Source organism: Pseudomonas sp., assembly GCF_046581935.1.
Classification (GTDB): Bacteria; Pseudomonadota; Gammaproteobacteria; order Pseudomonadales; family Pseudomonadaceae; genus Aquipseudomonas.
Genome location: NZ_JAYGFK010000018.1, coordinates 1 through 13,132 on the forward strand (window position 1 = coordinate 1; position 13,132 = coordinate 13,132).

Genomic DNA, 13,132 nt, shown 5'->3' on the forward strand with positions numbered 1-13,132 from the left:
TCTTCCAGATTGAACGAGTAGAACAGGCGCTGCTGTCCTCCCGGTAACTGTCCCATCATGCTGTTCGCCCCCACGCTCGCTGACAAAGCAATTTTGCCAACGGCATGGGGAGGCCGCTACTTTTTCAACAGAATCGGCCGAAAGCAGCCCATCACAGATGGGCGCCGGCAGGCGCTCCGATACATAGTTCCGTCTAGGTCCGTCGCGCCGGTTGCCGGTATTTTCCAGGCGCCGTGTTGCTCGACAAAATCGCGCTCCGATTCGGCCAAGGGGGCGGATGCCGATGGTGAAAAGGTGCTGGAGTTGAACGGGCTGAGGTTGTCTGTGCGCCTGGAGCAGGGAAAGCTGTCTCTTTTTCGCCGACGCCCAGCGCCAAGACTGAATACAATTTGCACCTGATTACTCCAGGGCCATGAATTATGGCTACATCGAACAAGGACCTCGCCTCTATGGCTTCTCCAGACAAGCAGCAAAAACGTGCCCAGCGTGCCAAAGCCAAGGCCAAGCAAAACCGCATGGGCAAGCCAAAAGCCAATGCCGTACATCCGCTGTTGGCCAATCCACTGATCAATGAGCCGTTTGATGATGTTGAAATCGACCTGAGCACCTTCGATTTCCAAGACATCGAAGAGAACGGCTTTGACCCGGCGCACTTCGATGACCTGTTCCAGGCGATGAAGGTCGGCGAAGGCATCAGCCTGCTGGCGATGTGCCTGGTGTTTCTGCAATACCCGGTGCTGGAGCTGGTGGTTGCAGAGGAGGCGGAAGATGCAGCGACCGACTTTATGATGGGCTTGCTGATTACCTATCGCGGTATCTTCCACGATGAAGACGAAGACACAGCCGTGGAGTGGATCGGCGGCGACGCCTTCCAGCATGCCTACAACGAAGCGTCACTGATCCTGCAGAAGAAGAACGCGCGCGGCACTGCAAACAACCGCGCTTAGCCGCGCGTAAACGCTACGCAAGTAGCGCCTTAGGCAACTCTGTTAGGTCAACCTCGATGCCGGGCGGTGAGTGTGGACAAGTTTCAGGAGATGAAGGTACTGCTGGCCGTTGCTGAGGCGCAAAGCTTTGCCGGGGGCAGCAAACTGGTGGGCATGTCGCCGCCCAGCGTGACTCGGGTGATGGCCGGGTTGGAGAGGCGCCTAGGTACGCTGCTGTTGGCGCGTAGCACGCGCAGCCTGCGCCTGACCGAGGCAGGCCGGCGCTATGTGGAGGACTGCAAGCGCATCCTGCTGGAGCTGGAAGAGGCCGAAGAGCTGGCGACCGGCAGCAGCATTCGGGCGCGGGGTAACCTGACTGTGACGGCGCCGGTTATGTTCGGCGAGCTGTACCTGATTCCGCTGATTACCGAGTACCTGTCGGCGCATCCGCAGGTGGCGATCAACGCGCTGTTGGTGGATCGCCTGGTGAACATGGTGGAGGAGGGTGTGGATGTCGCCATCCGCATCGGTCAGTTGCCGGAAACCGGTCTGCAGGCCATCAAGGTCGGCCACATTCGCCCGGTTATCTGCGCTGCGCCGGCCTTTCTAGAGCGCTTTGGCCGGCCGCAAGAGCCCAAGGAAGTCATGGCCGCGCCCATCGTGATGTCCTCTGCCAGCAGCCTGCTCACCGACTGGCAGTTCAACCTGGGCAGCAGTTCTCTCACCCTGCACCCTAAGCCGCGCCTGCTGGTGAGCTCCAATCAGGCGGCAATCAATGCCGTACGCACGGGCTGGGGGCTGACGCGGGTGCTGTCGTATCAAGTGGCCGAACTGGTCGCGAAGGGCGAGTTGGAGATCATCCTCGATACCTTTGAGGCTGCGGCAATACCGGTGCATGTGCTCTATCAAGGCGGCGGACGGGTACCGGCCAAAGTGCGTACTTTTGTCGACTTTTGTACCAGTCGGTTTCTTCAAGATCCGGCGCTGCAAAAGGTCGGGAGCTCCTAGCGCATGAGTCGCTATCGGCAGATGCAGGTGTTCGAAGCCGTGGTACAAGCCGGCAGCCTGGCAGCGGCCGCGCGTCAGCTTGATCTGTCACCCGCGACCATCATGCGCAGCATTGGCGCACTGGAAGCACGCCTGAATAACACCCTGTTACTGCGCGGGCCGCGTGGTATCGAGCTGAGCCCGGCGGGCGAGCTGTTTGCTGCTAGCTGTCGGCAGATCCTCGAGCAAACCGCGGTTGCCGAACGCTCCGCTGCAGGCTTGCATGCGAGCCCTGCCGGGCAGTTGAGCGTGTCACTGCCGATGCTGATGGAACAGCAGGTATTCACAGCAATCGCCCTCGACTATCTGGCTGCATTTCCCGAGGTGCAGCTGGCCACCCGAGCCAGCGAAGGCGTGCCCAAGCTGCTTGAGGAGAATATTGATGTCGCCCTGGTGGTAGGCCATTTAGCGAATTCTTCTGAGTTCGCCATGCCGGTGGGTTGGGTACGGCCGATTGTCTGTGCCTCTCCCGCTTACCTGGCCCAGTGGGGGCGCCCGCAGGTACCCGATGACCTCAAAACGCACCGTGCGGTGTTGACCACCGCCGACGGCCCGCAAAACGAATGGCGCTTTCGCTGCGAGCGCGCCACGCGCGTGGTTAAACCTGCGCCGGTGTTGACCTGCACCACCCAGCGTGCGGCCATCCATGCTGCGACCCTGGGCTTGGGTCTGATTCGCTGCATGAGTTATGAGGCACATCATGAACTGCAGAGCGGTTTGCTCGAGCCGGTATTGAGTGACTTTGCCAGTCAGGACCTGCCCGCGCAGTTGATCTACCGCGACGGACGTCGGGCCGAGGCGCGGGTACGCACCTTTATCGACTTCGCCACGCCAAGGCTGCGCGCTCACCCCGCATTTCTTGGCTGACAGGGCGCGGCTGCAATGCCCGTGTGACAGTCGCATTATTTTAGAAAACGAAATTATGCATTGCTTTGCATGGTGATTCTGCTTAACCGCAAGCGGGCGCAGCATGGACCCACCAGCGCAAGAGCCGTCGACTTGGTTGACGCCGCGCTGACTTCCCTGACCCCATACGGAGCCGCACCATGTCCCAGCCAGCCATCAAACTCTATCGTCACCCACTTTCCGGCCACGCCCATCGCGTCGAGTTGTTGCTGTCGCTGTTAAAACTGCCCACCGAGCTGGTGTTTGTCGACCTGGCCAACGGGGCGCACAAAAAACCTGAATTCCTCGCCATCAATGCCTTTGGCCAAGTGCCGGTTATTGATGAAAACGGCACTATCCTCAGCGACTCGAATGCCATTCTGGTGTATCTGGCGAAGAAATATGGCAATGGCGCCTGGCTGTCCGATGATCCGCTTGCCGCTGCGCGCATTCAGCGCTGGCTGTCGGTGGCGGCTGGCCAACTGGCTTACGGCCCGGCATCTGCAAGGCTGATCACGGTGTTCGGCGCACCCTTGAATGCCGAGGATGTGATCGCCCGTTCCCACGCCCTGCTCAAGGTGATGGACGGTGAGCTGGCCAGCACGCCTTTCCTGGCAGGTAATACCGCCACCCTCGCCGATGTCGCCAACTACAGCTATATCGCCCATGCGCCGGAAGGCAATGTTTCGCTGCAGGCCTACCCGAACGTGCGCGCCTGGCTGGAGCGGGTCGAAGCCCTGCCAGGTTTTGTGCCCATGCAGCGTACGGCTGCCGGTTTGCAAACTCTCTGAGTCCGCACTGGCTGCCGGGGTTTCCGGTAGCCCTTTCGAGGAGCACATTGCATGAATCATCTGCCCAAACACCGTCACTCGCCCTGGCACACTGGGGAAAAAAGCCTTCAGGAAACCTACGGCGTTTCCGAGCGCATGGAGGTGATCGGGCAGAAGGTCATTCGCGACTACATGCCTGAGCAACATCGCCAGTTTTATCAGCAGTTGCCGTTTATGGTGGTCGGCGCGGTCGATGCACAGCGGCGGCCCTGGGCGACCCTGCTTGAGGGGCCGGAAGGTTTCGTGACCTCGCCCGACCCGCAGCAGTTGCTAGTGGCCGTACAACCCGACGCGCAGGACCCGGCCGCCAGTGGCCTGCAACCCGGCCAGGCCATTGGCCTGCTCGGCATCGAGCTGCATACACGCAGGCGTAATCGCATCAATGGGGTGATCCAACAGGTTTCTGCCGATGGCCTGGCTATTGCGGTTGAGCATTCTTACGGCAACTGCCCCAAGTACATTCAAGCACGCAGTTATACCCGCACATCGAAGCCACTGAAGAACCGCGCCGCGCGCGAGGATTTCACGGAGCTGAATGCCCGCACCACCGAGCTGATCCGCGCGGCGGACACCTTCTTTATCGCCAGCTACTTCGACCATGACGCCAACAGCCGCTCGGTGGATGTATCGCATCGCGGCGGTCGCGCCGGCTTTGTCAAAGTCGAAGGCAACCGGCTGACCATCCCCGATTACGCCGGCAACCTGTTCTTCAATACCTTGGGCAACCTGCAGGCCAATCCTGTCGCCGGCTTGCTGTTTGTTGATTTTGCCAGCGGCGACATGCTGCAACTCACCGGCCGTACCGAGCTGATCCTCGATAGCCCAATGATCCACGCATTTGAAAGTGCCGAGCGTCTCTGGACCTTTGATGTCGAGCAAGTGGTGCTGCGCCCGGCTGCCGTATCGCTGCGCTGGGAGTTTCACGACTACGCGCCGACCAGCCTGGCCACCGGCACCTGGGCCGACGCGGACGAGAAGCTGCGGCAGAACGAGCAACGCCGGCAGTGGCAACAATGGCGTGTGACCCAGATACAGCAGGAGAGTAAGGACATCCGCTCGTTTTATATACAGCCGCTGGATAAGGCTGCGGTGGCGTTTACTCCGGGCCAGCATGTGCCGGTTCGCCTGTATATCCCGGGTGCTGACGCGCCGCTGATCCGCACGTACAGCGTTTCCAGCGCGCCAAGCGATGGACACATCCGCATCAGCGTCAAAGCCCAGGGCCCGGCCTCGCATCACCTGCATAAGCATGTGCAGGTGGGCGATGCATTGGAGGTTCGCCCACCCATGGGCAGTTTCACCCTGATCGAGGAAACCGAGCGCCCCGTGGTGTTGATCGCTGCCGGGGTTGGCATTACGCCCTTGCTCTCAATGTTCAGGGAGCTGGCCGCGCAGAATATTCAGCAGCAACGGCAGCGCAATGTGCATCTGTTCCACAGTGCAAGAACCCTGGAGGACTTGCCGTTCCAGGCCGAACTCAAGGCGCTGCAGCAACGTGATGCCGAGCACTTGCATATCCACCGCGCCTTAAGCAGCCCAGGTTCGGACGCCGTGTCTGGCCGCGACTTTGAAATAACCGGCCGCCTCGACTTTGCCCAGGTAAAGGCGCGGCTGCAGCTGGACGACTACGACTTTTACCTGTGCGGCCCCGGCGGTTTTCTGCAGGCCATGTACGACGGATTGCGTGGGCTGAACATTGTCGATGAGCGCATCCACGCCGAGGCATTCGGACCTTCGACACTGCAACGCCTGGCGGTCGAACCGCTTGCCGCACCCATTCAGCTACCCGCCGCCAGCGTGCCGGTGCCGGTCTATTTCTCCTCATCAGCGAAGGAGGCACGCTGGACACCAGGCAGTGGCAGCCTGCTGGAACTGGCAGAAAGCCGTGGCCTCAGCCCCGACTTCAGCTGCCGTGGCGGCTCGTGCGGCACCTGCAAAACGCGCCTGGTCAGCGGCAACGTGCATTACCCCAACCCACCGGCGCAACTGCCAGAGGGTGACAGCGTATTGATCTGCTGCGCCGTACCTGCGCAGCAGGAAGATGGTATCCAACCCCTGGTGCTTGATCTCTAGTGAGGTGCTGCGACATGAACCGCGAAATAGTGGACCGCTACGACTCGCTCGACGCATCGAGTGAAACGCCAGGGCACTGGGAAGTGAATTATTTACTCCCGCAGTTACTGTCTGGTCCTGAGTACCCAGGCCGCGACGTAAATGCTGCGCTGATGCGAGTGTTGAAGCGGCTGTTTGCCGGCTTACGGGCACCCCGCGTCGTTTCACCTGTTACGCCATCCCTCACCCCATACAGGAGCCACCGCCATGTCTACCGCTGAAATCCGCCAACCTATTCCACCCTTTACCCGCGAGTCGGCGCTGTTAAAAGTCCGCCTCGCCGAAGACGGCTGGAACAGCCGCGATGCGGCCAAAGTGGCCTTGGCCTATACCCCCGGATATCAAGTGACGCAACCGCGCCGAATTAATGGCCATAGACAAGGTGTGATCCTGGCTCAGGGTGGCGGCAAAACCCATCTGGCTGTTGGCCGGCACGTGCTCGAACAGCGCGTGCAACTCTCTTTCCAGCCAATGCGGCTCAAGGTAGAGCATGGAATAGGTAAAGCCTTCCTCGGTCGGCGCATGCCCATCGTGGATTTCCCCTGGCTCCAGCATAAATACCTTGCCCGGCGTACTGAGATGGCGAATACGCCGGCAATTGAACTGCTGCACCCCCTGTTCGGTTACCCCTACCAGAAAGCTGTCATGCCAATGCGGATCGTAGGCATGCCCCTGGAAATGGGCGCGAATAGACTCAATCCCGGTATCGGCATCCTGGGACAGCTCAATCCAGTTGCGTGTATCCACGGATGACTCCAGAAGTGGTTGTTCAGCTTAATCTGAGCGGGCGCTCAAATTACTGCGTTTTGCCGAGCGCTGTTTAGAAGATTTGTGCAGTGCTGACCAACTGCTGTGCCGGCTCACGGGGTTGCCAGCCGCCACCGAGGGCCTTGAAGGCCGCGACCGCTGCGCGGGCTGATTCCGTCTGCGCCTGTGCGCGCGTATCGCTGGCGCGCAGCAAGGTTTCATCGGCATTCAAGACTTCGATCAGACTGACAGCCCCCTTCTGATAGGCCATAAACGAAGCATCGCGCGCTTGGCCGAGCGAGTCGACGCCCCTGGCAAGTAGCGTTGCCTGCTGCTCGCGGTTGACCAGTGCCGAGAAGGCGTTTTCTACATCCTCGGTGGCGCGCAGCACGGCCAGTCGATAGGCCGCCAGCATCTCGGCCTCCTGGCCCTTGGCCAGGTCGATCTGCGCGTTGATCCGGCCGAAATCGAACAGACGCCAGCGCAGGCCCAGCACGCCGGCGGTCTGGCTGGCGGCGTTACTGAACAGGTTGCCGCTGGAAACCGAGGTCGCACTGCCAATCAGTCCACTCAGGGAGAGCTTGGGGTAATACTCGGCGATGGCGACGCCGATGCGTGCGTTGGCGGCGGCCAGTTGGCGTTCGGCCGCAATCAGATCGGGGCGGCGTCTGAGCAGGTCACCCGGTGACCCCGTCGCCGCAATCTTCGGCGCAGCCGGTATGGCGGTCGCTTCGGCCAGTTCCGTGCGGTGTGTGCCGGGCGATACGCCGAGCATCACATCCAGTGCGTTCATGGCTGCCGTCAGGGCCGTATCGAGGACGGGGACGGATGCCTGAACCTGGGCGAGTGCCCCTTCAGCCTGATGGACTTGGAGTTCGGCAGCCAGCCCCTTGCTATAAAGAAGATTGACCCTCGAAAGCAGCTCTTGCTGGGTCTGTACCTGCTTGTGGGCAATGTCGAGGCGGGTTTGCAGCCCGCGGATGCTGATGTAAATGTCTGCGGTCTGCGCCGCCACCGCCAATCGTGTGGCGCTCGCCCCGGCGTCACTCGCCTGGTACTCGGCCAGCGCTGCTTCGCGTTCGCGGCGCAGGCCACCGAACAGGTCCAGCTCCCAGCTCGCGCCAAGATTGGCTTCATAGGCATTGCCGTAGCGGTCGAAGGCGGGTGTGGAATTCAGCACTTGTCCCAGCGGCGTTTCAACTGACTGGTAGGTCCTGGCCGCTTGACCGCTGATGTTGCCAGAGGGCAGCAAAGCGGCATTCGCCGCTCCCAGTCCAGCACGCGCCTGAGCGACGCGGGCGGCCGCCTGCGACAGGTCGAGGTTCTGCTCAAGGGCCAGGGTTACGAAGTGCGTCAGCTGCGGGTCGTCGAAACCTGTCCACCATGCGATAAGCTCGGCATTGGCAGTGGCTTGCCGTTTCTCGACTGCCGTTTGCCCCAAGTATCGCTCCGGCAGGGGCGTGTCGGGTCGCGTGTAGTCGGGGCCGACGGCGCAGCCTGCCGAAAGGCTGACGCTGATAAGCAGGGCAAGAACGCGCTTGGTTGGCATGGGCTTATTCCAGAACAGGGTATGATAAACAGACTGTTTGTGACCATAATACATATTGGTCACTAGTTGTCCACTTTAAATATTGGCAGTAGGCATGTACCCATGAGCAAGACAGAGCTTAATTCAGGTTCGGTCCGCGGCCCGGTTGATCACGATGTGCGCGTTCAGATCGTTGCCGCCGCGACCGAGCACTTCAGCCTGTATGGCTACGAGAAGACCACCGTTTCCGATCTCGCCAAGGCCATCGGCTTTTCCAAGGCCTATATCTACAAGTTCTTCGAGTCCAAGCAGGCCATTGGCGAGTCGATCTGCGCCAACTGTCTGAGCCAGATCGAGGCCGATGTCAGGGCGGCTGTCAGTGAGGCCGAACACCCGCCGGAGCAGCTGCGGCGGATGTTCAAGTCGATCGTCGAGGCCAGCCTGCGTCTGTTTTCCCAGGACCGTAAGCTCTACGAGATTGCGACTTCGGCGGCGACCGAGCGCTGGCAGGCGGCGCTTGCTTATGAAGGGCGCATCCGCGAGTTGCTGCAGGACATCCTCCAGGCCGGTCGACAAAGCGGAGACTTTGAGCGCAAGACGCCCCTGGATGAAACCGTGATGGCGATCTATCTGGTTCTTCGGCCCTATATCAACCCACTGCTGCTGCAGCACGGCTTCGACTACATCGACGAGGCACCGGCGCAACTGTCCAGCCTGGTACTGCGCAGTCTGTCGCCGTAACAGCATCATTGTCGTTGTGACTATTGACTAGTTTGGTCACTAGAATCAAAGTGAGAGCCCCGATCATTTCGCGTATGGGACTCTCATGCTCTGGCGTCGCTTTGTTTTACCTACCCTTATCTGCGTATTGCCGTTTGCGTTGGTTGCGTGCGGCGAGAAGACGCAAACCGATCCACGCACCGAAGCGCCGCTGGTGCGTGCCGCTACCGTGCAACAGGCAATCCCCGCCTCGCGTTCCTTCAGCGGAACCGTAACGGCGCGGGTGCAGAGCGACCTGGGCTTTCGTGTCGCCGGCAAGGTGCTGGAACGGCTTGTGGATGCGGGGCAGACCGTCAAGCGCGGTCAGCCACTGATGCGTATTGACCCCGTCGACCTGAAGCTTGCCGCCCATGCACAGCGCGAAGCGGTCGCCGCTGCGCGAGCGCGGGCGCAGCAAACCCGTGATGATGAAGTGCGCTACCGCGACCTACGCGGAACCGGCGCGATATCGGCGTCGGCCTATGATCAGTTCAAGGCTGCGGCGGACTCAGCCAACGCCCAGCTCCGTGCGGCCCAGGCCCAGGCGGAAGTAGCCCTCAATGCGACCCGTTATGCCGAGTTGCGGGCGGATGCCGACGGCATTGTCATGGACACGCTGGTTGAGCCCGGCCAGGTCGTCAGTGCCGGCCAAGTCGTAGTGCGCCTGGCGCATGCCGGCCCCCGTGAAGCGCTTATCCAGTTGCCGGAAACCCTGCGCCCGGCGCTCGGCTCCGCCGCCCAGGCCATGCTTTTCGGCAATGCTGCCGTTAGCGTCCCGGCGACATTGCGGCAACTCTCGGATGTCGCGGATAGCCAGACCCGTACCTTTGAGGCGCGCTATGTGCTGGAAGGGGAGTTGGCCAACGCGCCCTTGGGTACCACGGTCACCGTGCAGATTCCGCACGGGCCTGCCGCAACGGAGCATTCCTCCGTGCAAGAACTCTTGCAGGTGCCGATCGGCGCGCTGTACGACGCGGGCAAGGGCCCCGGTGTGTGGGTTATCCAGGGCGAACCGGCGCAGGTTCACTGGCAATCGGTGGTGGTTCAGCACCTTGATGATGAGCACGCACGCATCACTACCAAGCTCAAGCAAGGCGAGCGGGTCGTCGCGCTCGGCGTGCACCTGCTGCGCGAAGGCCAACAGGTACGGGTGGCCGGTGAGGCCGCCGTCGCGGTGGCCGAGGGAGACCGGCCATGAGCGAAGGGCGTTTCAACCTGTCAGCGCTTGCTGTACGCGAGCGCTCTATCACCCTGTTTCTGGTCTGCCTGATCTCGCTCGCGGGGATTATCGCGTTTCTCAAATTGGGTCGTGCGGAGGACCCCGCGTTCACGGTCAAGGTGATGACCATCGTCACCGCCTGGCCCGGTGCTACCGCCCAGGAAATGCAGGACCAGGTCGCCGAGAAAATCGAAAAGCGTCTGCAGGAACTGCGCTGGTACGACCGTAGCGAGACCTACACCCGACCAGGCCTGGCCTTTACCACCTTGTCGCTGCGCGACAGCACGCCGCCTTCTGAGGTGTCGGAGGAGTTCTACCAGGCCCGCAAGAAGATCAGCGATGAGGCGAAAACGCTGCCCGCCGGGGTGATCGGCCCGCTGGTCAACGACGAATATTCCGACGTCACCTTCGCTCTGTTCGCACTCAAGGCCAAGGGCGAGCCGCAGCGCCGCCTGGTGCGCGACGCCGAGACGTTGCGCCAACGGCTGCTGCACGTGCCGGGGGTGAAGAAGGTCAACATCATCGGTGAGCAGGCCGAGCGCATCTTTGTCGAGTTCTCCCACGAGCGCCTGGCCACCCTGGGCATCGGCCCGCAGGAGGTGTTTGCCGCGCTCAACGGGCAGAACGCGCTGACCCCGGCCGGCTCAGTGGAAACCCGTGGCCCGGACGTGTTCCTGCGCCTGGACGGCGCCTTCGATGAGCTGCAGAAGATTCGCGACACGCCGGTGATCGCCCAGGGCCGAACCCTGAAACTGTCAGATGTCGCCACAGTCAAGCGCGGCTATGAGGACCCGGCGACCTTCCTGATTCGCAACGGTGGCGAGCCGGCCCTGCTGCTCGGCATTGTCATGCGCGAGGGTTGGAACGGGCTCGACCTGGGCAAGGCGCTGAACGGTGAAGTGAGTGCGATCAACGCCGAGCTGCCGCTGGGCATGAGCTTGAGCAAGGTCACGGACCAGGCCGTCAACATCGCCTCGTCGGTTGACGAGTTTATGGTCAAGTTCTTCGTCGCGCTGTTGGTGGTCATGCTGGTGTGCTTCGTCAGCATGGGCTGGCGCGTCGGTGTCGTGGTCGCCGTGGCAGTGCCGCTGACGCTGGCGATGGTCTTCGTGGTGATGGCTGCCAGCGGCAAGAATTTCGACCGCATCACCCTGGGCTCGCTGATTCTGGCATTGGGCCTGCTGGTGGACGACGCCATCATCGCCATCGAGATGATGGTGGTGAAGATGGAGGAGGGCTACGACCGCGTGCAGGCCTCTGCCTATGCCTGGAGCCATACGGCGGCGCCGATGCTCTCCGGTACCCTGGTCACCGCCGTCGGTTTCATGCCCAACGGTTTTGCCCGCTCCACCGCTGGCGAGTACACCAGCAACATGTTCTGGATCGTCGGTATCGCGTTGATCGCTTCCTGGCTGGTCGCGGTAGTCTTCACGCCTTACTTCGGCGTCAAGCTGCTGCCCAGCTTCAAGAAGGTCGAGGGCGGCCATGACGCGATCTACGACACCCCGCGCTACAACCGCTTTCGTCGGCTGCTGGGCCGCGTCATCGCCCGCAAGTGGCTGGTCGCCGGCTCGGTGGTCGGATTGTTCGTCGCGGCCGTGCTCGGCATGGGCTTGGTCAAGAAGCAGTTCTTCCCCATCTCCGACCGCCCCGAGGTGCTGGTCGAGGTGCAGATGCCCTACGGCACCTCCATTACCCAGACCAGCGCCGCCGCGGAAAAAGTCGAGGCCTGGCTGGCTCAGCAGGAAGAAGCCAAGATCGTCACCGCCTACATCGGCCAGGGCGCGCCGCGCTTCTTCATGGCCATGGGGCCGGAGCTGCCTGATCCTTCGTTTGCCAAGATTGTCGTGCGGACCGACAGCCAGGAAGCGCGCGAGGCACTGAAGCACCGGCTACGTCAGGTGATTGCCGAGGGGCTGGCCAGCGAGGCGCAGGTGCGCGTCAGCCAGCTGGTGTTCGGTCCGTATTCGCCGTACCCGGTTGCTTATCGCGTCACCGGCCCGAACCCGGACAGGCTGCGTGAAATCGCCGCCGAGGTGCAGCAGGTGCTGGATGCCAGCCCGCTGATGCGCACGGTCAATAGCGACTGGGGCACCCGCGTGCCTGCGCTGCACTTCAACCTGCAGCAGGATCGTCTGCAGGCGGTGGGGCTTACTTCCAGCGCCGTTGCACAACAGTTGCAGTTCCTGCTCAGCGGCGTACCGATCACCGCCGTGCGCGAAGACATCCGCACGGTGCAGGTGATGGCCCGGGCGGCCGGCGATATCCGTTTCGATCCAACCCGCGTCATGGACTTCACCCTGGCCGGTGCCGATGGCCAGCGTATCCCGTTGTCGCAGGTCGGCACCGTGGAGGTGCGCATGGAAGAGCCGATCATGCGCTGGCGCGACCGTATGCCGACCATCACTGTGCGTGGCGATATCGCCGAAGGTCTGCAACCGCCAGACGTATCGACGGCCATCACCCAGCAGTTGCAAGTGATCATGGAGACGCTACCGAGCGGTTATCGCATCGAGCAGGCGGGCTCCATCGAGGAGTCGGGCAAGGCCATGGTCGCCATGTTGCCGCTGTTCCCGATCATGCTGGCCGTCACGCTGATCATCATCATCCTGCAGGTGCGCTCGATCTCCGCAATGATCATGGTCTTCCTGACCAGCCCGCTGGGGCTGATCGGTGTGGTGCCGACGCTGATCCTGTTCCAGCAGCCGTTCGGCATCAATGCGCTGGTCGGGCTGATCGCGCTGTCCGGCATCCTCATGCGCAACACGCTGATCCTGATCGGGCAGATCCACCACAACGAACAGGCCGGTCTCGATCCGTTCCGCGCCGTGGTCGAGGCCACCGTGCAGCGTGCACGCCCGGTAATCCTCACCGCATTGGCGGCGATTCTGGCGTTTATTCCGCTGACCCATTCGGTGTTCTGGGGAACGCTTGCCTACACCCTGATCGGCGGCACCCTGGCGGGAACCGTACTGACCCTGGTGTTCCTGCCGGCCATGTACTCCATCTGGTTCCGGATCAAACCCGATAGCAGCCGCCGCTCCCTGGAGGCGCAGCCCGCATAAACAGGCGTCTGTGG

9 protein-coding genes and 2 pseudogenes are annotated in these 13,132 nt (G+C 61.9%); 9 read left to right on the forward strand and 2 right to left on the reverse strand.

All coding sequences use genetic code 11. The features are described 5' to 3' along the window. Window positions 1-449: 449 nt before the first annotated feature. The 6 genes and pseudogenes from VCA57_RS16165 to VCA57_RS16190 form a co-directional block, all read left to right on the forward strand. Entirely contained in the window at window positions 450-947 is a 498-nt protein-coding gene (locus VCA57_RS16165) for a hypothetical protein (RefSeq protein WP_411186107.1), read from the forward strand. 72 nt (window positions 948-1,019) lie between these two features. Next, a complete protein-coding gene (locus VCA57_RS16170; RefSeq protein ID WP_411186108.1) occupies window positions 1,020-1,934 on the forward strand; it encodes a LysR family transcriptional regulator in 915 nt (304 codons plus the stop codon). Between the two features lie 3 nt (window positions 1,935-1,937). Further along, on the forward strand, window positions 1,938-2,840 hold the full coding sequence (locus tag VCA57_RS16175) for a LysR family transcriptional regulator (RefSeq protein WP_411186109.1): 903 nt from the start codon (window positions 1,938-1,940) through the stop codon (window positions 2,838-2,840). Between the two features lie 179 nt (window positions 2,841-3,019). Continuing rightward, window positions 3,020-3,649, forward strand: a complete 630-nt coding sequence (locus VCA57_RS16180) for a glutathione S-transferase (protein WP_411186110.1) — start codon at window positions 3,020-3,022, stop codon at window positions 3,647-3,649. Window positions 3,650-3,700: 51 nt separating this feature from the next. Continuing rightward, window positions 3,701-5,761, forward strand: coding sequence for a pyridoxamine 5'-phosphate oxidase family protein (locus VCA57_RS16185; RefSeq protein ID WP_411186111.1), 2,061 nt, complete (start codon window positions 3,701-3,703; stop codon window positions 5,759-5,761). Window positions 5,762-6,007: 246 nt separating this feature from the next. Beyond that, window positions 6,008-6,133 (forward strand): annotated as a pseudogene (locus VCA57_RS16190) (DUF1348 family protein); the annotation flags it as partial. A 24-nt stretch (window positions 6,134-6,157) separates the two neighbouring features. Here the strand turns inward: VCA57_RS16190 and VCA57_RS16195 are convergent. Together VCA57_RS16195 and VCA57_RS16200 are read right to left on the reverse strand one after the other, a co-directional pair. Next, window positions 6,158-6,547, reverse strand: a pseudogene (locus tag VCA57_RS16195) (AraC family ligand binding domain-containing protein); the annotation flags it as partial. Between the two features lie 73 nt (window positions 6,548-6,620). Continuing rightward, window positions 6,621-8,096: an efflux transporter outer membrane subunit gene (locus VCA57_RS16200; RefSeq protein WP_411186112.1), complete on the reverse strand. Its 1,476-nt coding sequence runs from the start codon at window positions 8,094-8,096 to the stop codon at window positions 6,621-6,623. Between the two features lie 102 nt (window positions 8,097-8,198). Here VCA57_RS16200 and VCA57_RS16205 point away from each other — a divergent pair, with 102 nt between their 5' ends. The 3 genes from VCA57_RS16205 (at window position 8,199) to VCA57_RS16215 (ending at window position 13,118) form a co-directional block, all read left to right on the forward strand. Then, window positions 8,199-8,816 (forward strand): TetR/AcrR family transcriptional regulator, encoded by a 618-nt coding sequence (locus VCA57_RS16205; RefSeq protein ID WP_069517130.1) that lies wholly within the window; start codon window positions 8,199-8,201, stop codon window positions 8,814-8,816. Window positions 8,817-8,901: 85 nt separating this feature from the next. Next, complete coding sequence (locus tag VCA57_RS16210; protein WP_411186113.1) at window positions 8,902-10,032, forward strand: efflux RND transporter periplasmic adaptor subunit; 1,131 nt, start codon at window positions 8,902-8,904, stop codon at window positions 10,030-10,032. After that, entirely contained in the window at window positions 10,029-13,118 is a 3,090-nt protein-coding gene (locus tag VCA57_RS16215) for an efflux RND transporter permease subunit (protein ID WP_411186114.1), read from the forward strand. The genes VCA57_RS16210 and VCA57_RS16215 overlap by 4 nt, the downstream gene beginning before the upstream one ends. Window positions 13,119-13,132: the final 14 nt, after the last annotated feature.

Coding starts and splice junctions, on each gene's coding strand:
- VCA57_RS16165 (WP_411186107.1), top strand. CDS start 450: ATGGCTTCTCCAGACAAGCAGCAAAAACGTGCCCAGCGTGCCAAAGCC.
- VCA57_RS16175 (WP_411186109.1), top strand. CDS start 1,938: ATGAGTCGCTATCGGCAGATGCAGGTGTTCGAAGCCGTGGTACAAGCC.
- VCA57_RS16180 (WP_411186110.1), top strand. CDS start 3,020: ATGTCCCAGCCAGCCATCAAACTCTATCGTCACCCACTTTCCGGCCAC.
- VCA57_RS16185 (WP_411186111.1), top strand. CDS start 3,701: ATGAATCATCTGCCCAAACACCGTCACTCGCCCTGGCACACTGGGGAA.
- VCA57_RS16200 (WP_411186112.1), bottom strand. CDS start 8,096: ATGCCAACCAAGCGCGTTCTTGCCCTGCTTATCAGCGTCAGCCTTTCG.
- VCA57_RS16205 (WP_069517130.1), top strand. CDS start 8,199: ATGAGCAAGACAGAGCTTAATTCAGGTTCGGTCCGCGGCCCGGTTGAT.
- VCA57_RS16210 (WP_411186113.1), top strand. CDS start 8,902: ATGCTCTGGCGTCGCTTTGTTTTACCTACCCTTATCTGCGTATTGCCG.
- VCA57_RS16215 (WP_411186114.1), top strand. CDS start 10,029: ATGAGCGAAGGGCGTTTCAACCTGTCAGCGCTTGCTGTACGCGAGCGC.